The organism is Stutzerimonas sp. VN223-3, from assembly GCF_045999685.1.
Classification (GTDB): Bacteria; Pseudomonadota; Gammaproteobacteria; order Pseudomonadales; family Pseudomonadaceae; genus Stutzerimonas; species Stutzerimonas stutzeri_AR.
This window is the reverse complement of sequence record NZ_RBEC01000001.1, coordinates 99,298-121,979: the sequence shown is the minus strand read 5'-3', so window position 1 is coordinate 121,979 and position 22,682 is coordinate 99,298. Positions and strand designations below refer to the sequence as shown.

Below are 22,682 nucleotides of genomic sequence, written 5' to 3'. Positions count from 1 at the left end.
CGCGCTTTCCTCGGCCCGACCGACAGGTTGCGCCTTGCACGGCGCGTCACTTTTTCTTGTGTGGCCAAGAAAAAGTAACCAAAAAGAAGGCCACCCCAACATCCGGGTTTTGCTTCGCAAAACTTCCCTCACTCCGGCGCTGCTCCGGGGGTCGTCGCGAAGGGACATCCATGTCCCATCACTCCTCGCTCGGCATCCATGCCTCGCGCCCCCCTACGCAACGCCTCCGCTCGGCCTCCTGAAGGGGATTCGGGACCGAGTTGTCTGGAAGTTTTGGAACAGCGACAGTAACAAAGCACCTTCCTCGTTTGATGACGAACAGACCATCAAACGACGCCGAACGCCCCTTTCAGCAGGCCGAATGGAATCCTCGCGGAGGGGAGCGATCGGCATGGATGCCGCGAGAGGCGTAAAGGGCCATGGAGCGTGGATGGAATGAGGGAAGTCGAGCGAAGCGAGACCCGGATGCAGGGGCAAGCCTTTTTGGTTACTTTTTCGGCGTTTGGAAAAAGTGACTCGCCCAGCAGGGCGAAACCAATGCCCCAGCCAACCCCGCCAATAGGCGATATCTCGGGCAGCAAAAGCCAAAACGCTTCCCTTGGGATAACTACGCGTACTGCTCCACGCCTACAGCCAGGGCTCGCACACCTGGCGTGCTGGCAGACGCCCAACCGCCAATACAAAAGATTCCTCGTATGCGCCTAATCCATACCTCCGACTGGCACCTTGGCCAGACCCTCCACGGCCAGGACCGCGACTACGAACACGCGCAATTCCTCGCCTGGCTGCTCGACCAGCTGACCCAGCACCAGCCGGATGCCCTGCTCATCGCCGGCGACATCTTCGACACGGTCAACCCGCCGCTCAAGGCCCAGGAGCGCCTCTACGATTTCATCGTCCGAGCCCACGAAAAACTGCCGCAGCTTGACATCGTAATGATCGCCGGCAATCACGACTCCGGCGGGCGCATCGAACTGCCCGGGCCGTTGATGAGGCGCCTCAACGCCCATGCCATCGGCCGCATCAGTTGGGTCGCGGAGAATCAGCTCGACCATGGCCGTCTGCTGGTGCCGCTGCATGACGCCACGGGTCAGGTCGCGGGATGGTGCCTGGCGCTGCCCTTCCTGCGCCCGGCGGAAGTTACCGGTGGCGATGCAGGCGACGACTACATGCTCGGTATCCGCCACGTTCACCAACACCTGATCGCCGCGGCAGAAACACTACGTCAGCCCGGCCAGGCGCTGGTCGCCATGAGCCACGCGCACATGGCGGGCGGTGCGGTGTCGGAGGACTCCGAGCGCAACATCGTCATCGGCAACGCCGAGGCGCTGCCGGCCAGCCTGTTCCCCGAACCCATCGCCTATGTCGCCCTCGGCCACCTGCACAAACCGCAAAAGGTCGCAGGACAGGCGCGCATTCGCTACAGCGGTTCGCCATTGCCGCTGTCGTTTGGCGAGATCAACTATCCCCATCAAGTATTGCTGGTGAGTTTCGATGGCGATCAGCTCGCCAATGTCGAACCGCTGCCCGTACCCCGCGCCGTGGAGATGATTCGCATCGGCCGCGCGCCATTGGCCGAGGTGATCAGCCAGCTCGAAGCGCTCCCGCTGGTGGGCCTGTTCGCCGAAAACCTGCCCTGGCTGGAAGTTCGCGTACTGCTCGATGAGCCGCTGCCGGACCTGCGCCAGCGCATCGAAACGGCGCTTGCCAACAAGGCCTGCCGGCTGGTGCGCATCGCCAGCGAGTACGCCGGCAAACGCGGCGAGGCGGAATCCGAAGTACTGCTCGGCCTCGATCAGATCACGCCGCAGGAACTCTTCACTCGCGCCTGGGAGGAGCAGTTCGGCAATCCGCCGGACGAGCAGGCACTGGACGATTTCGCCAGTCTGCTGCAGCGCGTCGAGTTCGCCGACGAAGGAGACGTCAATTGAAGATCCTCGCGATCCGCCTGAAGAACCTCGCCTCGCTGGCCGGCGAGCAGGTCATCGATTTCACCGCCGAACCCTTGGCCAGCGCCGGGCTGTTCGCGATCACAGGGCCGACGGGTGCTGGCAAGAGCACCATTCTCGACGCGCTGTGCTTGGCGCTATTTGGCAGCACGCCGCGGTTGGAAGACGTAGGCACCCAAGGCAAGGTTCCGGACGGCAGCGACGAGATAGGCAACACCGACGAGCGCAATCTGCTACGTCGCGGTTGCAGCAGCGGCTATGCAGAGGTGGATTTCGTCGGTGCCGACGGCCATCGCTACCGCGCCAGATGGGAGGTAAAACGCGCCCGTGAGAAGGTCGACGGCCGCCTGCAGGCCAGCAACCAGAGCCTGCTGGACCTGGACCGCGACCAGCTCTTGGCCAGCGGCAAGAAACGCGAATTCAAGGAGCTGCTCGAAGCCAGACTCGGCATGAACCTGGCGCAGTTCACCCGCGCCGTGCTGCTGGCCCAAAGCGAGTTCTCCGCATTTCTCAAGGCTGATGACAACGACCGCGGCACCCTGCTGGAAAAACTTACCGATACCGGCCTCTACAGCCGCCTCGGCCAAGCCGCTTTCGAAGCAGCCAAGCGCGCCCGCGAAGCGTTGGCCGCCTTGCAACAACAGGCCGGCGGCGTGCAGCCGCTGGAGCCGGAAGCGCGTCAGACGCTCGAGGCGCAACATCAACAACAACTGAGCGAACTTAAAACCCTGCAGCGGCAACTCGAAACCCTCAAGCAACAGCGCCAATGGCTGCAAGACCTCACCCGCCTGCAAGGCGAACGCGACAACGCCCGGCAGCAACTCGCCGAGGCCGAAGAAGAACAAGAAAACCTTTCCGACGCCCGGCGCATCCTCGGGCTGTTCGAGCAGCTGGCGCCGCAACGCCATCGCTTCATCCGCGAGCGCGAGCTAGCCCCGCTGTTGGCAAAGGTCGAGGAAACCCTGGCGCGACACGCGCGCGAGCACACCGTCGTACAGCGACGCCTCGATGAGCTGGAACAGGCTTGCAAGACGTCCACCGAGGCGCTGAAGGCTGCCGAGCAGACGCTGAAAGCTGCCGAACCTGGGCTGGCACAGGCGCGCCGTGAAGAAGAACGCTTGGGCCACCTCAGCAACGACTTACGTGAGGCAGGCGGCCAAGCCGAACAGGCCGAAGCGGCGAGCAAGGGCGGCGAGCTGAAACTGACCCAACTGCGCCAGCAGCAGAATCAGGCCGCCCAGCAGCTCGCCAGCCTCACCGACCAGCTCGCAACCAGCGCGGAGCTGCAACCGCTATGCGCGGCCTGGAATGGCTACCGCCCGCGCTTACAACAAGCGGTGCAGATTGCCTCCCGTCTCCAACAGGGCCGACAGGAACTGCCGGCCCTGGAAGCCGCCGCCAAGGCCGCCGAAATGGCGCAGACCAAAGCACGAAAAGCGCTTGATGATTTGCAGGCGCAGATCGGTGGCGAAACCAGTCTCGGCGATCAATTGACGCAACTGACAGCGAGACGCGAAGCTTCCGACGAGGCCGAGCGTGGCATCGAAAAGCTGCACAACTTCTGGTCACGTCAACAGCAGCTGGCCACTCAGCAGCGCACCTTGCAAAGCGAACAGAGCCGCCAGCAGAACGAACTCGACGCCCTCACTCAGGCCGGCAAGCTCGCCCGCACCGAGCGCGACGACGCGGAAAAGGCGCTCAAGGTGGTACAGGCACTGCTGGATCGCCAACGCCTGGCTCGCAGCGCCAATGTCGAAGCCCTGCGCGCGGCGTTGGTGCCGGGCGAGCCGTGCAGCGTATGCGGCAGTGCCGAGCACCCCTGGCACGACGGCGATGCCCTGCTCGCCGCGTTCGATCAGCAGGACGAGCGCGAAGCCGAGCAGGCTCAATTGAAACTCAAGGCCCAGAACGACAAGCTGCAAACCCTGCGTGATCAGCACATCGCCCTCTCCACCGGCATCAAGCAGAACGGGCAACGGCAGGCGAAAATCACCGACGAACTGGCGAAGCTCGAACCGCAACTGGCCGCGCTGCCTGCGTATACCGAACTCTTGAGCCAGGCGGAAGCGGTCCGCGAATCCTGGCTCGGTAGTCGCTTAGCGACACTCAAGGCCGACATCGCCGACGCCAATACCCGGCAGCGCGAACTGCTCAAGCTGCAACAGCAGAATGAAGAACTGCTAAAAGCTTCCCAGAGCGCGCGGGACACTTTCGTACAAGCCATTCAGGCGCTAACGGGCCAGCGCGATGCCATCTCCCGCGACGACGCGCGGCTCGAAGAAGAACTGGCTGAATTCGCCAGTCTGCTGCCAGCAGCCCTGCTCGCTCGTTGGCGCGACAAGCCTGCCGAGACCTTTATGCAGCTGGACGGCCAGGTCGAGACGCGGCGTCAGCAGGTCGACCAGCAGATGACACTGGCAGAAGAACAGCAGCAGCGCCAGACAGCGCTAGAGCACGAGCAGTTGCAGCAACGACATCGCCTCGACCAGTACAAAACGTGCGCAGACCGCCTCGCCGAACTTCAAACCCGCGAACAGGCCTGCCGCCAGAACCTGCGTGAAAGCCTCGGCGAGCAGCCCAGCGCGCAAGCCTGGCAACGGCAGCTGGAAAGCGCGATCCAGGCCGCCCGCCAGCAGCAAGCAGAGGTCGACCGGCAACTGAACGAGGCGCGCGTCGAATTGACCCGGCTCGCGGGCGAGCAGCAGAACTGCAGCCAGCGCCGCGAAGAGCTGCTGGCCGAACGCAGCGCACTGAGCGAAGAGCTCGCCAGCTGGCGCGCAGTGCATCCTGATCTGGACGATGCGACGCTGGAACAACTTCTGCTGCTAGACGACACGCTCCTCGCCGAAGCGCGCGAGCGTTTGCGCAGCAACACCGAACAGCTTGCCCGTGGTCGCGAGCGCCTGGATGGCTGCGAGCAACGGCTGAGGGCGCATCAGATTGGGCAGCCAAGCCCACCGGACGCCGATACTCTGGAGGCGCAATTCAGCGCTCAGCAAGCCAGCTGTGATGATGCAGAACAGCGCAGTACCGAAACCCGCGCCGCGCTGCTCGACGACGATCGCCGCCGCAACCAGAGCCAGGCTTTACTCACGCAAATCGCCGATGCCACCACCGAAAGCCAGCGCTGGGGGCGCATCGCCGCGTTGATCGGCTCGAGCGACGGTGGTGCCTTCCGCAAGATCGCGCAAGCCTACAATCTCGACCTGCTGGTGCAGCACGCCAACGTACAACTGCGTCAGCTGGCGCGGCGTTATCGGCTCAAGCGCGGTGGCAGTCCGCTGGGGTTGTTGGTGATGGACACGGAAATGGGCGACGAGCTGCGCTCGGTGCATTCGCTGTCCGGTGGTGAAACCTTTCTCGTCTCGCTGGCCCTGGCGCTCGGCCTGGCCTCGATGGCGTCGAGCAAGCTGAAGATCGAGTCATTGTTCATCGACGAAGGTTTCGGCAGCCTCGACCCCGAGTCTCTGCAAATTGCCATGGACGCGCTGGACTCGCTGCAAGCCCAGGGGCGCAAGGTTGCGGTGATTTCACACGTGGCGGAAATGCACGAGCGCATCCCTGTGCAGATTCAGGTGCAGCGGCAGGGCAACGGTCAGAGCGGACTGCGGATCACAGGAGGGGCAGGCTGAGCGGCCCGCTATTGCGAAGCAGCTCAGCCTGAGGCAGCCGTGCGGTTGGCCTCAGCGCACCAGCGGCAACATGCCCTTGAGCACGTCGTCGCGACGCACGTAGTGATGCCAGAGAGCAACGGCGGCGTGACCCAGGATCATCGCGAAGAGCACGTACTGGCCGGCGATGTGGACGTCCTTCGCCACGCCACGAATGTCGGATGAGAACGGCAGCGGCCCGATCTCCACCAGCCAGAACAGATTAATCGGCTTGCTGCCGAATAGCAGACCGGAGATCGGCATCATCAGCAGTAATAAATAGAGCAGCCCATGTCCGCCAGCGGCAGCAATTTGCTGCGTGCGCGATTGCTGGGGCTCGAGCTGCTGCGGCGGGACCTTGCGCCCACGGTAGGCCAGGCGCAGCAGGGTCAACACCAGCACTGCGACGCCAAGCGACTTGTGCAGAGTGAATACGTTGCCCTTGCCGCCGAGTAGCGATGCGAAGAAATCCGCGCCGTAAGGCAACGCGATGATGGTCAGCACCAGCAGCGCGCTGAGCCAGTGGAACAGGATCTGTACGGAAGTAAAACGTGCGGTAGTCATCCAGGCCTCGTGACATGCCAAGCGCATCAATGTGCGACGGAAAAAAGCGCGGCGATTTTCGCTCAAACGACGCCAGAACCCAAGCCAGGGCGGTTTCTCCATGTGGCTGGGATCTTCGAGCGAAAAGCGAACCGGCAGACGCCGCTTGTGGCCGCGCGGCCGAAGTTCGCACGAGAAGAGAGAAACCAACGCGCCGCTTGTGGCCGCGCGCCTGCTGCGACGACAGGTCATCGCGAGCGGTGACAGCATACGAACCCAAGCTTTCAACAAACTGTCGACAACCTAAGCACTGCAGAGCCTGTCGCCAAGCCAAAAACCACCGCTGCTCAGCTGCGTGCCATGCACGAACAAGGTTTCGTCCTGCTGCCGCAGGCCCTGCGGCCGCAACAGATCGAAGACGTGCGCACCGCCATCGATCGCCTCGAGCCAATCCATTGGGATTATCAGGGGCTGGTGGATGACCACTATAAATGCGTGTTCAACCGCGATCCGCTCTGGCTGCCCTATCTCGATCTACCTGGCGTGATCGAGCTGGCCGAAGCCTGCCTCGGGACGGACTGCCATGTAATCGGACAGACCGCCTGGCGCAGCCATCCGGGTTTCATCGGCGGCGAGCTGCATGCGGACTATCTGGCGATGGAGCTGCCGGAAGCGCTGCTGGCCGATCCCGCTTTCGAGCTGCCGATGCAGGTCTGCACGGCACATATTTATCTCGACCGGATCGACGCGGATCTCTGTCCCACCTTGGTTATTCCTGGCAGCCACCGCGCCGGCCGCAAACCACGCCAGGGTGAAACCAGCTGGCATGACCACGAACCGGAACCGGTGCTGTGCGAAGCGGGCGACGTGCTGCTGTTTCGCAGCGATCTCTGGCACGCCGGCAGTCGCAACCGCACCGCCGACCGCAGCCGCTACCTGCTGCAAGTGCATTACGGCCGGCGCATGGTCGCGCAGAAGTTTCCGCCCTATCTGCAGTGGCGTTTCAACCCCGACGTGATCACGGCAGCCACGCCGAGGCAGCGGCGCTTGTTGGGTGAGCATGAAGCGGCGGAGTACGACTGAGCGATTTCTCTGGCATAGCTTCTGCAAGACGGGACAGACCGGCCGCCGCATGCGGCCCACCTAGTCCGACTCGAGAGGTAACGCCATGATTTCCTGCCGCAGCCAAGTCACCCAGATGATCGTTTCCGCCAAGGTGCGCAAAAACCTTCGTTGGTGCGATATCGCCGAGTCCATCGGCATGTCGAAGGAGTGGACTACGGCGGGCTGCTTGGGCCAGATGGCGTTCGACAAAACTCAGGCGGAAACCCTCGGCAAGCTGTTCGAGCTGTCCGACGAAGCCGTGGCCTGGCTGCAAATCGTGCCCTATAAAGGGTCACTACCGACCACCGTGCCCACCGATCCGCTGATCTACCGCTGGTACGAACTCGTCAACGTATACGGCAGCACCATCAAGGAGCTGATCCATGAAGAATTCGGCGACGGCATCATGAGCGCCATCGATTTCTCTATGAACATCCAGCGTCAACCGGACCCGAAAGGCGATCGCGTGAACGTGGTGCTTTCCGGCAAATTTCTGCCTTATAAGAGTTACTGAGCCGATCAGCGCGTGCGAATCTCACCGCGCGCCAGGCTTTCAACGTTGTTGCCCACCGAGTCGCTGGCGTCGAGGTCCGCGCCGCGCTCACGTAATGCTTCAAGCAAAGCGTCGCGTTGAAACAGCGCTGCATACATCGCAGGCGTCTGGCCGGCATTGTTGCGCTGATCCGGATCGCAATCGGTGGCCAGCAGCCGTTTGGCAATGCGCAGCTCACCCTTGAAGATCGCACCCATCAGAGCGGTGTTGCCGCGCTTGTCCTCGGCGCAGGCATCGGCGCCGGCCGTCAGCAGCTGTTCGACCGTGTCGGGATGGCCGTTGTAAGCCGCCAGGATCAATGCGGTGTAGCCTTTTTCGTCTGAGGTATCGAGGTCGTAACCGGCCCGAATGAATTCTGTGAGAACTTCGTTATCGCCGAATCGTGCGGCGTTGAAAAAGTAAACGCGCAGCTGGCTCTGGACTTGCTCGGCGTCGCTGCTCAACACGGTGGCTGGCTCCGAAGCGGCGAAGGCGTGGCCACCACCGAGCAGCAAGACAGCCGATAGGAAAAGGCTTTTCATATTCTGCTCCTGAAAAAAGATGACCCGAGCAGCGCTCGGGTCGGTGAGCCGCCGTGCGTGGCGACGGCCCGCTGTGCGTCAATCCTGCAGTTCGGCAGCCAGCGTCTTGACTCGCTTGAGGTCGGACTTGGCCACCTTGGTCAGGCCCTCGCCGTATTCGGCATCGGCTTTGTAGAAGAACGACAGCAGGTGATAGCGAGCCTCCTCGTCGGTTTTGGCCAGCTCGCCACCCAGGGTGTTGATCAGATCCTTCTGCTCTTTACGAGTGAAGGAGCGATACAGTTCGCCGGTCTGCTTGAAGTTCTGCTCGCGATAGATCGGCGCCTGCTGCGTTGTCCCGGAAAGCGGCAATTGGCTATACAGACCGCGTGCATTTTCCTCACGGTTCATGCGGCGGCTCGGCTGGTAGTTGACGCTGGTGGTGGTGTGGCCGGCATTCAGTTGACCATCCTGGTTGCCGTTGCTGACCTCGGCGCGCGGCTTGTTGATCGGCAGGCTCAGGGCGTTTGCACCGATGCGATACATCTGCGTATCGGCGTAGGCGAACAGGCGGCCTTGCAGCAGACGGTCCTCGGACGGTTCGATACCTGGCACCAGATTCGACGGCGCCATGGCAACCTGTTCGGTTTCCTGGAAGACGTTATCGGGATTCTTGTTCAGGACCATGGTGCCAATCTTCGTCGACGAGACCAGATCCTCCGGCCAGATTTTGGTAGCGTCCAGCGGATCGAACTCGAACCTGGCCAGCGCTTCGGGTTCCAGCACCTGAAGGTACAGGTCCCACTTCGGATAGTCGCCGCTATCGATGGCGCTGATCAGATCGCGAGTCATGTGGCTGTAGTCACGCCCCTGGGTCTCTTGGACTTGCTTGGGATCGAGGTTCCTGACGCCCTGCTGGCTCTTCCAACCGAACTTCACGTAGCGGTATTCGCCCTCATCGTTGACGAATTTGTAGGCATGCACGCTGCTGCCATCCATGAAGCGATAGCCCACCGGTGTGCCGTAGTTGGAGTACAGCATGGTCAGGGTGCGCGTGGACTCCGGATGGTGAGAGAGGAAATCCATCCGGCGGGTATCGTCGTCGAGGTTGGTGCGCGGGTCGGTCTTGAAGGCGTGCACCATGTCGGGGAACTTGATGGCATCGCGAATGAAGAAAGTCGGGAAGTTGTTACCGACCAGATCCCAGTTGCCTTCATCGGTATAGAACTTAGTGGCGAAGCCTCGCGGATCGCGCAGGGTTTCCGGCGAGTGGCTGTTGTTGGTCACGGCGGAGAAGCGCACAAAAACCGGCGTGGTGGTGCCTTTCTCGAAGACCTTGGCGATGGTCAGGTCGGAAATGTCGGCGGTAGCGGTGAACTCGCCATGGGCACCGGTGCCGCGCGCATGCACCACGCGCTCCGGTACACGCTCGCGGTCGAAGCGCTGCAATTTTTGTAGCAGCTGCACATCCTGCAGCACGATCGGGCCATTGGCGCCTGCGGTCTGGGAATTCTGGTTGTTGCCGACCGGTGCACCGTTGTCGCGGGTCAGCGGTGCGGCGTGGGCGGAAAGCGACAGCAAGCTCGCGCAAAGCACACCAAGCAGCATGCGTGCAGGCAAGGCGCCTGACAGGTAACGGTTCATTCACTCATCCTCTTCTCGTTTTTGATTGCGTCTGGAACGCAGCGGGAAGACTAGGAGCGGGCGCCGCGCCGCCCCAATTGAATAAGCGAAGCGGCGCGATAGGCAGATTCTGTTTGTTAGAACATCGCAAGCAGTACACGCGTGAACGCGCGATGCCAGCTGCGCGCTCTTGCCACATTGACCCTCGAAAATAAAACTGAGCTAACGCACCTTGGGTGCACACAGCCGCTTCGTATTCGACTAAAGTAGCGGCCCTTTTTGCCAGCACGAGCCGCGCAACATGTTTGATGGAAACGCCGAACTGACCATGACCGTACTGATGACTCCGGACAAGGCCAACTTCTCAGGCAATGTACATGGCGGCACGCTGCTGAAATATCTCGACGAAGTCGCTTACGCCTGCGCCAGCCGTTACGCCGGGCAATATGTGGTTACGCTGTCAGTCGATCAGGTGAATTTTCGTCAGCCGATCCATGTGGGCGAGCTGGTGACGTTCTTGGCATCGGTGAATTACACCGGCAATACCTCGATGGAGATCGGCATCAAGGTCGTCACCGAAGACATCCGGCACAAGACGGTTCGTCACACAAACAGTTGCTTCTTCACGATGGTCGCGGTCGGCGAGGATGGTCGCCCAACAACCGTGCCCACGCTACAACCACAGACGTCCGATCAGAAGCGCCGTTTCGCCCAGGCCCAGCAGCGCCGGCAGATCCGCCGCGAGCTGGAAGAGCGCTATCAGGCGATCAAGGACGAAGCCTGAGTTAAGCCGCCTCCAGCCATGGCCGACGCGGTAGACAGCCAATCCAGCCGGTCCGGCGTTCAGACCGGAACACGCAGCAACACTATATGACACTGCATTGCGGTTCCCGTCGCGCTTGACACGACGGGAACCGCAATGCAGGCGAAACCTTATAATCCGCGGCTTTTTGCATCATCCCAACCGAGGATCTGCCGTGAGCTCTTTGCCGCCCTGCCCCATCTGCAATTCCGAATACACCTATAAGGATGGCCCGATGCTGGTCTGCCCCGAGTGCGCCCACGAGTGGTCCGGCGCGACGCCCGAGGCGTCTGCCGATGATGAAAAGATCATCAAGGATTCGGTCGGGAATGCCCTGCAGGACGGAGATACCGTCACTGTGATCAAGGACCTCAAGGTCAAGGGCTCGTCGCTGGTGGTGAAAGTCGGTACCAAGGTCAAGAACATCCGCCTGTGTGATGGCGACCATGACATCGACTGCAAGATCGACGGCATCGGCGCGATGAAGCTGAAGTCCGAATTCGTGCGTAAGGTCTGAACACTATTGCGCGCTCGATGGATCGCCTCCGTCGGTCCGCCGAGCGGAAAGCGACGCCGTAGGGTGGGCTTCAGTCCACAACCGGGTGCGAGGTTCGTGGTGGGCTAAAGCGGAACGCCGCCCGGCCCACCCTACGGGCTGGTGCTATTGAGTCGCAGGCTGAATCACATGCGACACCCAACACCCTGACCCTGTAGGAGCTAGCTTGCTAGCGATCAGGTGCCAACGACTGGCACCTGATCGCCGATCGACCCAATCAAGGCGTCAGGTAAGAAGATCGCGTCAGCCCCAACCGCAACGCATCGATGTACTGGGTGCGCTCTTTGGCGCTGAGACGAGCACTGGAAACCTTGTCGCGGTAGTAGGTCATCAGCTCCTCGGGCGACAGGTGCACGTAGCGCAGCATGTCTTCGATGGTGTCGTGGGTCTCGATGCCGGCGTGGTAGAAGCTGCCGTCCTCGCGCTGATAGACGTTCACCGAATCGGTGTCGCCGAACAGATTGTGCATGTCACCGAGAATTTCCTGGTAGGCGCCGACCAGGAAGACCCCGAGGAAATACTCCTCTCCCGCCTGGATTTCATGCACCGGCATGCTGTTTTCGATGCTCTGCTCGTCAACGTAATGTTTGATCTTGCCGTCGGAGTCGCAGGTCAAATCCTGCAGCACGGCGCGACGCACCGGTTCTTCGGTTAAACGCTGTAGCGGCACGATTGGCAAAATCTGGTCGATCGCCCAGGTGTCCGGCAGGCTCTGGAATACCGAGAAATTGCAGATGTACTTGTCAGCCAGCTTGTCGTTGAGCTCGTCAAGCACCGCGCGATGCGAGCGCTGGCGCGCCTTGAGCTGGTTATAGAGACGACGACAGATGGCGAAGTAGCTTTGCTCAGCCAGCGCCTTCTGCGCCAGGGACAACTTGCCGGAAGCATATTGCGCGGCGGCCTCGCTCATGTAATGAGTGGCGCGCCAGTAGGTTTCGGTGACCATCTCCGGATCGGACGGGCCAAGAAGATCGGCGAGTGCCTGGACGATCTCGGGGAGCTCGTCGTAATTTTCGATGGTCGGCGCCTCGTCGTTGTGGCGCTCGAAGTCGGTCACTTGCATCACCAACACCGCGTGGTGCGCGGTCATGGCTCGGCCGCTTTCAGAGAAGATATGCGGGTGTGGCAACTCTTGGCGATCACAGAACTCCTTGAGCATCCCGACCACGGTACCGGCGTATTCGTCGATGTCGTAGTTGATCGAACTGGCGTTGCGCGAATGCGTGCCGTCGTAGTCGACGCCCAGCCCACCGCCCACGTCGATATGGTCGACCGGCAAGCCCAGCGCGCGCAGCTCGGCGTAGTACCGAATCGCTTCGCGAAAGCCTTCGCGGTAATCGGCGAGGTTGGCAATTTGCGAGCCCATGTGGAAATGCAGCAGTCGCACGCCCTGCTCGACCCCCGCCGCACGGAAGCGCTCGATGACGGTAAGCAATTGGGCTGCCGACAGGCCGAACTTGGATTTTTCGCCACCCGTATCAGCCCACTTACTCGACGCCAACGATGACAGCCGCACTCGCAGACCGACCTGTGGAAGGATCTTCAGCTCGGCGGCTTCCTCGATGACCATGCCCACTTCAGACATCTTTTCGATGACGATGAACACGTTGTGCCCGAGCTTCTGCCCCATCAGCGCCAGGCGAATGAATTCTCGGTCCTTGTAGCCGTTGCAAACGATGGTGCCGCCCTTCGGCGCCAGTGCCAACACGGCCATCAGCTCTGGTTTGGAGCCCGCTTCAAGGCCGATCGCGACGTTCTGCGTGGCGATGATGTTTTCCACCACCGCCTCTTGCTGGTTTACCTTGATCGGATACAAGGCGGTGTACTTGCTCTGGTATTCCAGCCGTTCGATGTTGGAATCGAAGGCGCCGGTCAGCCGGCGAACACGGTCCTGCAGGATGTCCGGGAAGCGCACCAGCAACGGCAAAGTCAGCCCTGCATCACGCAGCTGCTCGATCAGCCCGGTGAATTCGATCGGCTCGCCAACCGGCCCTTGCGGGCGCACTTCGACCTGACCGTCATCGCTGATCGAGAAATAACCCGCGCCCCAATGACGAATGCCGTAAACGCTACGGCTGTCCGCTGCGGTCCATTGGCTGCCGTCGTCTTTACGTGTGCGTCGTACGGGCATCTAAGCCTCCTGAGAAATTGGTGGTCTGTCGGGCGGTAGGGCACGACAGAAAAGCTATCCCGGTTGGACAGCCGATGCGCAAGGAAATAAGCGCAAACGCGTGATCAGATCGTAATGCGTTCAACCGCCGGATTTTTTTGCCTTGAATCCACGCTTGGTCAGTTCATCCAGAAGAAGCTGAACATGATCGCCCTGGATTTCGATAACCCCGTCCTTGAGCGCGCCACCGGTGCCGCAGCGACGCTTGAGTGCGCTGGCGAGCTCCTTAAGTTCGGCCTCGGCAAGCGGTACGCCAGCGATGGTCGTCACGGTTTTTCCGCCCCGCCCTTTGCTCTCCCGACGAACACGGGCGATGCCATCACCTTCGGGGATTACCGACTGCTTGCAAACACAGGCATCCAACGGCTGGCTGCAATTCGAACAGTGCCGCCCCGCATCGGTGGAAAAGACCAGGCCGCCAAGGCCTGAGAAAGAGGTGGTTTTCTTGGCCACACAAACCTCTTGAGCGAAGAAATCGGCGCGGCTACAGCCAGCGCTACACAGCCGCGCAATTTAACAGCAAAACCGGCCTACACGTAGGCCTCAGGTTTTAGGAGGCCCATCCGTCGGCCGGAGATCGATCTCAGAATCGGCCAGCTGGCGCATATGGCGCTGGGTTCAGAGCAGCCTCACGCTCCAACATCAAATCCGTCAGCAACTGGCAGGACGCCGGAGCCAACACTAGACCGTTACGGAAGTGCCCGCAGTTGAGCCAGAGGCCGTCGTGACCGGATACTGGCCCGATATAAGGGATGCCCTCGGGTGAAGCTGGACGCAACCCGGCCCAGTGCTTCACTACGGTCGCATCGGCCAGCGCCGGTAATAGCTCGATAGCACTGGCTCTGAGGCTCTCGAGCGCGTCTTCGGTTGGCGTTTTGTCAAAGCCGACGTCTTCCAACGTACTGCCTACCAGGATATGGCCGTCCCGCCGCGGAATTGCATAGCGTCGCTTGGCTAGCACCATACTCGGCAGAAAGTCTTCGGCGCACTTGAACAGAATCATCTGCCCCTTCATCGGTTTGACTGGCAACTCCAGCCCCAGCGTAGCCAGCAAATTTCCGCTCCACGCCCCGGCGGCAACCACCACCCGATCGGCTCGCACTTCGCCCTGCGCCGTGTGGACTCCAAGAATCCGCTCGCCGTCACGAATGAAAGCGGTAACCGGGCAACGCTCGATCACCTGCACATTCGGCATCTTGGCGAGCGCTGCCCGTAGGGCCCGCAAAAGCTGTGGGTTGCGCACGTTGGCGACGCCCGGCATGAATATCGCCCGAGAAAATTCTTCGCCAAGCTCGGGTACCGCAGCGTGCACATGCTCCATCGACACTCGCCCCAGCGCGCGCCCCTCGCGTTCGGCCCAGGCCAACGCCTCGTCCTCATCCTCCAGATCCAGCCAGTAGAGTCCGGTCTCGTACACCTCGGGATCGATCCCGGTTTGCTCAAACAGACGTTCCCCCAGCTGCGGATAGAACGCCTGCGACCAATGCGCCAGCGCCGTCACCGCCGGGCTGTAGCGCCACGGGTACAGCGGAGACACGATCCCGCCCCCAGCCCACGAGGCTTCGGCGCCCGTCTCGCCTGATTCGAGCAGGACGACTGTCTGGCCTGCTCTCGCCAGTAGGTAGGTGGAAAGCAGTCCAATGACTCCTCCTCCGACGACGATCATTCTTTGCTCCAAGCTACCCTCCGGCACGCTGGTTCACATTTTTGGCTTTCAATCCTTGGACTGGCTGCCATGTTGCTCTAAAAGCGTTCTTCGCCGACGTGGGTCGGTAGTAACAAGACAGCACCGCCAGGAAGGCGGCACATGATACGTGCAAAGGAACCGCACCATGCCGAACAAGGATCAGGGCTTCACCCTTATTGAACTTTTGATAACCCTCACCGTACTCGCGATCGTATTGGCGTTAGCGATACCGACCTTCACTTCTATCATTGACTCGCTTCGACAGCGTACGCAGGTCAATCAGCTACTAGCAGACCTCAACTTCGCAAGAAGCAGGGCGATAACCAGTAGGCGCCCAGTGAGTATCTGCGCTGGAGAGTCGGGCTGTGACGGGCTTGCGAGATGGAGCGGCCAAATCCTTGTATTCGACGACTTGGACGCTAACGGAGCCCTTGACGAGCAAGACACTCCGTTACGTATCTCGACGGTAGCGACCAGCCACTCGTGGAGGTGGCGAAATTTTAGAAAGCAACGTCACATGACCTTCAAACCTGACGGCACGACTCACAGCCTCAACGGCACCTTTATCTTGTGCCGCCAGGACGCGAAGCTGAGAAAGATTGTGATCAACATCACAGGCCGCGCGAGACTTGATACACCCACTGCCGACGACCATTGCACCTAAGATGCCGCACAACCTTCCAAACCGACCGGACGTCCGGGCAGGATGGGAAGCGCAACGGTTAATCGGGATGATCTGATGACTCTAAAATCGAGAAAAACCATGCGGCATTCCCGAGGTTTCACCCTTATCGAGTTGCTTATCACATTGGCTGTTCTGGCTATCGTATTGGCAATTGCAGCGCCGTCATTCACGAACCTCATTCAGAGCAATCGGACCCAGACGATTTCAAACGATCTTATGGGTGCGTTGCAGTACGCCCGCTCCGAAGCTGTGAAGAGAGGTGTGAGGGTCGATGTCTGCAGACGCAACGGCAACGTCTGTGCGAATGCGGTGACTTGGGGTAACGGGTGGCTGGTCAAGGTTAATGGTGGCGACGTACTCCGCGTATGGGACGCGGTTGGCGGCCAGGACACCGTCACCGGGCCTAACGAAACCCTGACCTATCGCCCGAACGGCCTGCTGAACAAAGCGTCCGGTGCGGCTGATGTGCAATTTGTGGTTGCTCACACAAATTGCACCGGCAAGGCCCAGTACACCATCGCACTGACGGCGACAGGACGAGCCACGAGCGCAAAAGGAACCTGCCCATGAGACGAAATCTGAAGATTCCAGCTATTCAGCGCGGCGCGACGCTTATTGAAGTGCTCGTGGCGATGCTGATTCTTTCGGTTGGGCTGCTGGGCCTGGCCGGTATGCAGATGACGGCATTGCAAAGCAACCAGAGCGCTTATTACCGATCCCAAGCCACGGTACTCGCCTACGACGTCATCGACCGCATGCGCGCCAACCGCTCCGACGCGCTAAACGGCGTTTACGACATTGCGCTGAAGAACGAAGCCTGCGACCCCGATCTCGACCCCAGTGGAACTCTCGCCCAGAGGGATGTGGCGGAATGGTTGAACTCCCTGTCTTGCTTACTTTCGGCCGATGCCCGCGGCAGCGTTGTGCGTAACGGGCGTTTGTTCACGATTTCCATCGAGTGGAACGACAACCGCGGCCGCATCGACGCCGAGAATGACGATCCCGAAAAATTTGTCTACCGGACTCAGCTATGAAACCAGTCTCTTTCAACCGACAAATGGGCCTCTCGCTCATCGAGCTGATGGTCGCCATGCTGATCAGCCTGATATTGCTCGGCGGCGTCCTGCAGGTCTTCTTGTCCAGCAAAGACATGTACCGCACCAATACGGCGGTTGCCCGTGTACAGGAAGCGGGACGCTTTGCGACGGAGTTTATTGCGTTCGACGTGCGCCAGGCGGGTTATAAAGGGGAGTGTTTAAGCGAGCCACTCAATCAGCTTGACCTCTCGAAAGCTTCCTATTCAGTCGATGATAAAAACTCTTACAGCACAAATCCGGCGGTCCAGGGCTGGGATAACAGTAAGCCAGTAGTTTTCGAAGCCGCAGATGCGATACGCGCCAACACCGATGCGTTTATTGTGAAATACGCGGGCGCCGGCACGGAATTCGAATCCAATGGAAATAATAAGGTCGGCGCTGGCAATCTCGGTGTGAAAGGTGAGACTGGGGCCTATAGCGGTCAAATTGTCTTAGTAGCGAACTCAACTGGTTGTGACATATTTCAGAACACGAATAGCGGTAATGCGAGCACATTTCAAACGAACGGTAACAACGAAATTCCAGGCAATACAAAGGCCGGCATGAGCCAAGCCTATAACGGCAGGTTTACGGCGCACATTTTACGCAGCCACACCTACTTCATTCGCGACAATGCTGACGAAGGTCGACTTCCTTCGCTAGTCCGCAAGGTACTCAGTCCGAGCAGAGCAGATGAAGAGCTCGTCGAAGGCATCATCGACATGCAAGTCACCTACGGAATAGACAAGGATGGTGACCGCCTCGCAGACGAGTACGTGAAAGCGGGAACCAACAACCTCACCGCTACCGGCGCAGGTGACTGGGACAAGGTGGTTTCGGCGCGTATTTCCATGCTCGCCATCAGCCCCGAAACGAACGTGCTAGACGAGCCGCAGCAGTTCGTCTATCCGCCAGTGGTTGGCATCGACAGAGATGATGAGTACGCCCTCTACGACGACGGCACGGTGACCATTAAGGACAACCGCGTCGCCCAGGTGTACACCACAACCGTCGCCATACGGAATCGTTTGCCATGAAACAGGGATCTTTCGGCTATTCGAAGCAACAGGGTGCTGTCCTACTCGTTGCGCTCATTATGTTGCTATTGCTCACCATCCTCGGCGCAGCGGCGATGCGCGATACCAATCTACAGGAACGAATGGCAGGCAATATGCGCGATCACAACCTCGCGTTCCAGGCCGCCGAGGCCGCCTTGCGCTTTGCCGAGCAGGAAGTCAAAACAGACTACGCCAACCTGATCGATGATGTGCAATACCCGATCAATGATGAAGACCCGGAAGTCGTGACCTTCACCAAATTCACCGGGGAAGTAGACAGCAAGCCCACCTACACCATCACCCGGCTCCCCCACCCTGGACAGCTCGATATGCAGAACATGGTCAACCCGGAAACTGCCGGAGGGGACTCGCTCGCCGCCGGCGAGTCGCTGATTCTTGATTTCGTTCTAGTACGCATCGAAGCCACCGGCACCGGCGCCAGCCCGGACTCGAAGGTCACCCTTCGTTCCCTGTATTTCGTAGAGGAGTGACATGATGCCGCTCAATCATAGCAGCATGCCTAGGAACGGCCTTACCGCCATCTGGCGCCCATTGTTGCTAGCCGGAACCGCGCTGTGCTGGACACTCGGCGCCAGCCAAGCCGTGGCCGACGTGTCGCAAACGCCATTGCTACTCGGCGGCGGCAATGTACCAGGCAACTTGGCACTGGTACCTTCGGTTGAATTCCCAACAGTCATTAGCTTGGCTAACCTCGGTGATTACAACAACGCTACTACTTACACCGGATATTTCGATGCTGATAAGTGCTATTCATTTATTGAACAGCAATTCAATGATCCTTATTTCGGCAACGTCACGGTTGACAGCGGTGGCGGGTACTTCACCCCGGTCAGCTACACAACAAGCGCTAACCGCAACTGTGCCGGGGAGTGGAGCGGTAACTACCTGAATTGGGCGACCACACAGACTATCGACCCATTCCGTAAGGCATTGACCGGCGGCTACCGTGTAGTAGATAGCACTTCACAAACAATTCTAGAAAAGGCGACACGATCAGGAAGAAATAGTTACTTTCCTGACCGTACAATCACGTCCGCAAATGCGAGCAAGACCACCCCTTTCGGAAACGTCTCGGTGACCAGCTCGCTATATCAAGGCAGCGACTATCAGAAGAATAAAACCGTACGCTTCAGTTATACGTCCGGACGGAGAACTACAACGAAGCATTTCACAGTTCGCGTCGAAGTTTGCGTACCGAATTATCTTGAGAGCGGCTGCACCAAATATGGGGAGAATCTTTGGAAACCAGAGGGCTTGATTCAGCAATACGCCAAGGACATCCGTTACAGCGTTTTCAGCTACCTGAACGAAGATGGCAACACCCGTAACGGTGGCGTGTTGCGTGCTGCGCAGGGCTATGTCGGTCAGACCAAGCGTGAGCCCGGCACGCCCAATGAACTCGAAAATGAATTGAAGGAATGGTCTCCAGACACCGGGATTCTCTATGCTAACCCCCATGACGACAGCACTGGCAACAGTGGAGTTATCAACTACATCAACAAGTTCGGCGAGCTGACAAACAGCCATAAGTCGAACGACCCGGTCAGCGAGCTCTACTACACCGCGCTCCGCTACTTCCGCAACCTTGGTAATGTCGCCGCCTACTCCAAAATTACTAACGAGGCACAGCGGGACAAATTCCCGGTCGTCACCAACTGGACTGACCCTATCCAATACTCTTGCCAGAAGAACGTAATTCTTGGCATTGGCGACGTCTATACCCACGAAGATCGGAACGTCCCGGTGGCTGATGACGACCTAAATGTCCAAAAATGGACCCAGAAAGTATTCGATCTGGAAGGGATTTCGAAAAACGCAGCGAACGTATTCACTGGGCGTGGCAACTCCGCCCATATTGCCGGGCTGGCCTACTACGCTAACACCACCGACCTACGCGAAGACCGGGGCGGGAAACAGACGATCTCCACTCACTGGGTCGACGTTCGAGAGAATCAGACGCTAGAGTCAAAGGCATCCAACCAGTACTGGCTAGCCGCGAAATATGGTGGCTTCAAGGCTCCAGATGATTATGAGTTCGGCGACGCGCTCAATCAGTCTTGGTGGTGGACCAACAACGAAACCTTTTCCAATGGCGACAAGCGCCCAGACAACTTCTATGTGGCGAGCGATGCCACCAAGATGGTCGAAAGCCTGAAAACAGCATTTGCCAACATTGCAGACGAAGTACGCAGCACGACTGCCGCGCTTTCCACGAACTCAACGAAGCTTGAAACCGACACGGTGGTCTTCCAGTCGATGCTAGACAGCGCGGCCTGGAGCGGCGACTTGTTGGCTAAGGCAGTCGCAACCGACGGTACGGTTAGCGAAACACCGACCTGGAAAGCCGCAACTAAACTCGATGCACTGACTAACGCGCAGATGTCTGATCGCAGCATTCTGACCTCGGCCCCTCCATCCACCGATGCGACCTCTGGCGCGTTGATATCCACAACAGGGCGCACCTTCACCTGGGCGCAGCTGAACACAGCGCAGCAGGAAGCGCTTAGACAGACGACCGGTGGGGCGCTAGCAACGGAACAGGTAGGTCAGAACCGACTCGCCTTCATTCGCGGCGATCGCAGCATGGAGCGTACCGACGCCACACCTAACAACCCGTTCCGGCAACGTACTAGCCGGCTGGGCGATATCGCCAACTCGGATCCGCAGTATATTTACAAACCGAACTTCGGCTATTCACAACTGCCAGAAAGCGCAGGATTCACCAGTGCAGTCAAGAGCGCCTATACCACTTTCCGTGCATCGAGCACCTATCAGAGCCGACCACCTCTGGTGGTCGTTGGCGCCAACGATGGGATGTTGCATGGTTTCAATGCGAGCCTGGAAAGCTCGGGTGGCAACGAGCTGTTCGCCTACGTGCCGAACGATCTGATCGATGATCTCTCTCAGCTAACCGAGCCTACCTATTCCCATCGCTATTACGTCGACGGCACGCCGCGTATCGGTGACGCCTGGGTCGGGAGCGCCTGGAAGACTCTCGTTATCGGCTCTTCCGGCGCAGGAGGCCGCAGCATCTTCGCGCTGGACGTCACCAACCCGACAGCCATGAGCAGCAGCAACGTGCTATGGGAGTTCACGCACCCGGAGATGGGATACAGCCTTGGGCGCCCAAGCCTCGTGCCGCTTTCTAACGGTAAGTTTGGCGTGATCGTGACCAGTGGCTATGACCGCCCCACGAACACAACCAGCGGCTACGTCTGGATCCTCGATGCGGCTGACGGCAGCGTGTTGAAGCGCTTCGACCTGCCTGACAGCGGGGATCTGGGCGCACCTTTGGCCGTCGACCTGGACAACGACCGTGTCGCCGACCGAATCTACGTAGCCGATACAAAAGGCAATGTATGGCGCCTGGATACTAGCGGTACGACGGTCAGTGATTGGGATGCGCCTACCAGCTTGCGGGTAGACGGCGAGATTGAACCCCTCTTCATCGCGAAAGACAGCAGCGGAGCCCGCCAGGCTATCACCGCGCCGTTGGACGCGGCTTATACAAAGGATCGGCAAATCATGTTGGTCTTCGGTACGGGCAGCTTCTACCAAACCACCGATAACGAGATTCCTAGGTCACCGCAGGTTCAGTCGTTCTATGGCATCGTCGATAGTGGCGAGCAAATCGACGGCCGGCAGAATCTACTAGAGCAAGAGATTCTTAGGGAAGTAACCGGCACCGGCCTCAACGGACGAGGCATCAGCCAGAATGTGATGGAGGAAGAAGATCAGGGTTGGTATCTCGACCTGCTCTGGAAAACCTCAAGAGGCGGCCCTGGACCCAAGGGAGAACGAGTCATTTCTCAAGCCCAACTTGGCGGCAACAGGGTCACGTTCAGCTCCTTGATCCCGTCGGCGGACCCATGTGATGCCGGCGGAACGAGCTGGATTATAAGCCTCGACCTTGCCACGGGAAGCCGTCTCGCCTATTCGTATTTCGATTACAACGGAGACGGAAAGATTGATGGGGATGATTACATCGAGCTAGAGGACGGCACCAAGATCCCGGTGAGCGGTGTGGCGGACCCCGACGAAGGCGCGGTCAAAGGTACGATTGGGCTGAGCGACCAGAAAACCGGCAAACGGTACCTGTGCTATGCCAGTTCGGCCTCAAGTACCGATTCGGATGGCGTGACACCGGTCTGCATTGAGGTCATGGGAAATAACAACGACTCCAACCGCCTTTCCTGGCATGAAGTGAGGAATAACCTTTGAGAAGCTCCTTAAATCGAGGCTTTACGCTGATCGAACTGATGATCGTGGTCGCGATCATCGGCATCATCGCCGCCATTGCCTACCCCAGCTATCAGGAATACGTCCGCGCCGCCAAGCGCGCGGACGCTGAAACAGCCTTGATGGAGCTGGCGCATTTCATGGAGCGCAATTACACCGGTAGTGGGCGCTACGACAAAAACAGCGCAGGAACTGCAGTTGCGTTGCCGTTCAGTCAGGCACCCAAGGATGGCGGGACCAAAGCTTACGATATCGGGTTTGCCGAAGGCAGCCCATCCGCCACCGCATACGTGCTGCAGGCCGCACCGACGGGCAGCATGGCGAACGACAAGTGTGGCACGCTGACGCTATCCAATACTGGCGCAAAGGGGCAAAAGGACGGGATGACTTCGGCCCAGTGCTGGAAACGCTAAACGGAAGTTAAAAAAGAAGCCCGGCATCGCCGGGCTTCTTTTATTTCGCAAAT

19 protein-coding genes are annotated in these 22,682 nt (G+C 59.5%); 13 read left to right on the top strand and 6 right to left on the bottom strand.

Features of this window, described 5'->3' with window-relative positions; all coding sequences use genetic code 11:
* Positions 1-695 precede the first annotated feature (695 nt).
* Both D7241_RS00630 and D7241_RS00625 read left to right on the top strand, forming a co-directional pair.
* Complete coding sequence (locus D7241_RS00630) at positions 696-1,931, top strand: exonuclease SbcCD subunit D C-terminal domain-containing protein (protein WP_408099868.1); 1,236 nt, start codon at positions 696-698, stop codon at positions 1,929-1,931.
* The gene (locus D7241_RS00625) at positions 1,928-5,581 is read left to right on the top strand and encodes an AAA family ATPase (RefSeq protein WP_408099867.1); all 3,654 of its coding nucleotides are present in this window, start codon (positions 1,928-1,930) and stop codon (positions 5,579-5,581) included. The genes D7241_RS00630 and D7241_RS00625 overlap by 4 nt, the downstream gene beginning before the upstream one ends.
* Before the next feature lie 51 nt (positions 5,582-5,632).
* Here the strand turns inward: D7241_RS00625 and D7241_RS00620 are convergent, their stop codons facing one another.
* On the bottom strand, positions 5,633-6,163 hold the full coding sequence (locus tag D7241_RS00620) for a cytochrome b (protein ID WP_408099866.1): 531 nt from the start codon (positions 6,161-6,163) through the stop codon (positions 5,633-5,635).
* A gap of 339 nt (positions 6,164-6,502) precedes the next feature.
* Between D7241_RS00620 and D7241_RS00615 the strand changes: the two genes are divergently transcribed.
* Positions 6,503-7,225, top strand: coding sequence for a phytanoyl-CoA dioxygenase family protein (locus tag D7241_RS00615; protein WP_408099865.1), 723 nt, complete (start codon positions 6,503-6,505; stop codon positions 7,223-7,225).
* An 85-nt stretch (positions 7,226-7,310) separates the two neighbouring features.
* Positions 7,311-7,760: a cyanase gene (gene cynS, locus D7241_RS00610; RefSeq protein ID WP_255982390.1), complete on the top strand. Its 450-nt coding sequence runs from the start codon at positions 7,311-7,313 to the stop codon at positions 7,758-7,760.
* Positions 7,761-7,765: 5 nt separating this feature from the next.
* Here cynS and D7241_RS00605 read toward each other — a convergent pair whose 3' ends face one another.
* On the bottom strand, positions 7,766-8,320 hold the full coding sequence (locus tag D7241_RS00605) for an ankyrin repeat domain-containing protein (RefSeq protein ID WP_408099864.1): 555 nt from the start codon (positions 8,318-8,320) through the stop codon (positions 7,766-7,768).
* A gap of 78 nt (positions 8,321-8,398) precedes the next feature.
* On the bottom strand, positions 8,399-9,943 hold the full coding sequence (locus D7241_RS00600) for a catalase (RefSeq protein ID WP_408099863.1): 1,545 nt from the start codon (positions 9,941-9,943) through the stop codon (positions 8,399-8,401).
* A 280-nt stretch (positions 9,944-10,223) separates the two neighbouring features.
* Between D7241_RS00600 and D7241_RS00595 the strand changes: the two genes are divergently transcribed.
* Together D7241_RS00595 and D7241_RS00590 are read left to right on the top strand one after the other, a co-directional pair.
* Positions 10,224-10,706, top strand: a complete 483-nt coding sequence (locus tag D7241_RS00595) for an acyl-CoA thioesterase (RefSeq protein ID WP_408099862.1) — start codon at positions 10,224-10,226, stop codon at positions 10,704-10,706.
* Positions 10,707-10,899: 193 nt separating this feature from the next.
* Positions 10,900-11,241, top strand: a complete 342-nt coding sequence (locus tag D7241_RS00590) for a zinc ribbon domain-containing protein YjdM (protein ID WP_408099861.1) — start codon at positions 10,900-10,902, stop codon at positions 11,239-11,241.
* A 256-nt stretch (positions 11,242-11,497) separates the two neighbouring features.
* Here the strand turns inward: D7241_RS00590 and speA are convergent, their stop codons facing one another.
* From speA to thiO, 3 genes are all read right to left on the bottom strand, one after another.
* Positions 11,498-13,411 (bottom strand): arginine decarboxylase, encoded by a 1,914-nt coding sequence (gene speA, locus D7241_RS00585; RefSeq protein ID WP_255982400.1) that lies wholly within the window; start codon positions 13,409-13,411, stop codon positions 11,498-11,500.
* 120 nt (positions 13,412-13,531) lie between these two features.
* Positions 13,532-13,903, bottom strand: coding sequence for a translation initiation factor Sui1 (locus D7241_RS00580; RefSeq protein ID WP_408099860.1), 372 nt, complete (start codon positions 13,901-13,903; stop codon positions 13,532-13,534).
* A 130-nt stretch (positions 13,904-14,033) separates the two neighbouring features.
* Positions 14,034-15,128, bottom strand: a complete 1,095-nt coding sequence (thiO, locus tag D7241_RS00575; RefSeq protein ID WP_408099859.1) for a glycine oxidase ThiO — start codon at positions 15,126-15,128, stop codon at positions 14,034-14,036.
* Between the two features lie 154 nt (positions 15,129-15,282).
* On the opposite strand from thiO, the gene D7241_RS00570 reads away from it, so the two are divergent.
* The 7 genes from D7241_RS00570 to D7241_RS00540 all read left to right on the top strand — a co-directional run bounded on the left by D7241_RS00570 (position 15,283) and on the right by D7241_RS00540 (position 22,629).
* On the top strand, positions 15,283-15,801 hold the full coding sequence (locus D7241_RS00570; protein ID WP_408099858.1) for a GspH/FimT family pseudopilin: 519 nt from the start codon (positions 15,283-15,285) through the stop codon (positions 15,799-15,801).
* Positions 15,802-15,876: 75 nt separating this feature from the next.
* Positions 15,877-16,392 carry a GspH/FimT family pseudopilin gene (locus D7241_RS00565; protein WP_408099857.1) on the top strand — a complete coding sequence of 172 codons (516 nt, stop codon included), beginning with the start codon at positions 15,877-15,879 and terminating at the stop codon, positions 16,390-16,392.
* A complete protein-coding gene (gene pilV, locus D7241_RS00560; protein WP_255982410.1) occupies positions 16,389-16,856 on the top strand; it encodes a type IV pilus modification protein PilV in 468 nt (155 codons plus the stop codon). Before D7241_RS00565 ends, pilV begins: the two co-directional genes overlap by 4 nt.
* Entirely contained in the window at positions 16,853-17,935 is a 1,083-nt protein-coding gene (locus tag D7241_RS00555) for a PilW family protein (RefSeq protein WP_255982413.1), read from the top strand. The genes pilV and D7241_RS00555 overlap by 4 nt, the downstream gene beginning before the upstream one ends.
* Entirely contained in the window at positions 17,932-18,447 is a 516-nt protein-coding gene (locus tag D7241_RS00550; RefSeq protein ID WP_255982415.1) for a PilX N-terminal domain-containing pilus assembly protein, read from the top strand. The genes D7241_RS00555 and D7241_RS00550 overlap by 4 nt, the downstream gene beginning before the upstream one ends.
* A gap of 1 nt (position 18,448) precedes the next feature.
* Positions 18,449-22,198: a pilus assembly protein gene (locus D7241_RS00545; RefSeq protein ID WP_408099856.1), complete on the top strand. Its 3,750-nt coding sequence runs from the start codon at positions 18,449-18,451 to the stop codon at positions 22,196-22,198.
* On the top strand, positions 22,195-22,629 hold the full coding sequence (locus D7241_RS00540; protein ID WP_408099855.1) for a type IV pilin protein: 435 nt from the start codon (positions 22,195-22,197) through the stop codon (positions 22,627-22,629). The genes D7241_RS00545 and D7241_RS00540 overlap by 4 nt, the downstream gene beginning before the upstream one ends.
* The last annotated feature ends 53 nt before the right edge of the window (positions 22,630-22,682 follow it).

What these genes read in the sequence shown, in the direction of transcription:
- D7241_RS00600 (WP_408099863.1), bottom strand. Translation starts at nt 9,943, where the DNA reads ATGAACCGTTACCTGTCAGGCGCCTTGCCTGCACGCATGCTGCTTGGT.
- D7241_RS00615 (WP_408099865.1), top strand. Translation starts at nt 6,503, where the DNA reads ATGCACGAACAAGGTTTCGTCCTGCTGCCGCAGGCCCTGCGGCCGCAA.
- speA (WP_255982400.1), bottom strand. Translation starts at nt 13,411, where the DNA reads ATGCCCGTACGACGCACACGTAAAGACGACGGCAGCCAATGGACCGCA.
- D7241_RS00550 (WP_255982415.1), top strand. Translation starts at nt 17,932, where the DNA reads ATGAAACAGGGATCTTTCGGCTATTCGAAGCAACAGGGTGCTGTCCTA.
- cynS (WP_255982390.1), top strand. Translation starts at nt 7,311, where the DNA reads ATGATTTCCTGCCGCAGCCAAGTCACCCAGATGATCGTTTCCGCCAAG.
- D7241_RS00595 (WP_408099862.1), top strand. Translation starts at nt 10,224, where the DNA reads ATGTTTGATGGAAACGCCGAACTGACCATGACCGTACTGATGACTCCG.
- D7241_RS00545 (WP_408099856.1), top strand. Translation starts at nt 18,449, where the DNA reads ATGATGCCGCTCAATCATAGCAGCATGCCTAGGAACGGCCTTACCGCC.
- D7241_RS00605 (WP_408099864.1), bottom strand. Translation starts at nt 8,320, where the DNA reads ATGAAAAGCCTTTTCCTATCGGCTGTCTTGCTGCTCGGTGGTGGCCAC.
- D7241_RS00555 (WP_255982413.1), top strand. Translation starts at nt 16,853, where the DNA reads ATGAAACCAGTCTCTTTCAACCGACAAATGGGCCTCTCGCTCATCGAG.
- D7241_RS00620 (WP_408099866.1), bottom strand. Translation starts at nt 6,163, where the DNA reads ATGACTACCGCACGTTTTACTTCCGTACAGATCCTGTTCCACTGGCTC.
- D7241_RS00570 (WP_408099858.1), top strand. Translation starts at nt 15,283, where the DNA reads ATGCCGAACAAGGATCAGGGCTTCACCCTTATTGAACTTTTGATAACC.
- D7241_RS00565 (WP_408099857.1), top strand. Translation starts at nt 15,877, where the DNA reads ATGACTCTAAAATCGAGAAAAACCATGCGGCATTCCCGAGGTTTCACC.
- pilV (WP_255982410.1), top strand. Translation starts at nt 16,389, where the DNA reads ATGAGACGAAATCTGAAGATTCCAGCTATTCAGCGCGGCGCGACGCTT.
- D7241_RS00630 (WP_408099868.1), top strand. Translation starts at nt 696, where the DNA reads ATGCGCCTAATCCATACCTCCGACTGGCACCTTGGCCAGACCCTCCAC.